Annotated in this window: 1 tRNA gene; it reads right to left on the bottom strand. The window is 60.6% G+C overall.

The window, feature by feature from the left end:
• Nucleotides 1-131 precede the first annotated feature (131 nt).
• Nucleotides 132-207 (bottom strand) — tRNA-Glu (locus AB4Y44_RS43155).
• Nucleotide 208: the final 1 nt, after the last annotated feature.

Below are 208 nucleotides of genomic sequence, written 5' to 3'. Positions count from 1 at the left end.
TGACAGGCCGGTATTCTAACCGACTGAACTACCGCTCCAGCTTGCTGCTCACCGGCGGGCGTCGGTCGATTCCCGCTGGCGGCGTCGCCACACTGCTCGCAGTGCTACTGCTTTGGCGCCGCATTTTGATTTGGCGTCCCCTAGGGGATTCGAACCCCTGTACTCACCGTGAAAGGGTGATGTCCTAGGCCTCTAGACGAAGGGGACA

This window comes from Paraburkholderia sp. BR10937, from assembly GCF_040965695.1.
In the GTDB taxonomy this organism is placed as follows: Bacteria; Pseudomonadota; Gammaproteobacteria; order Burkholderiales; family Burkholderiaceae; genus Paraburkholderia.
This window is presented reverse-complemented; position numbering and strand designations above follow the sequence as displayed.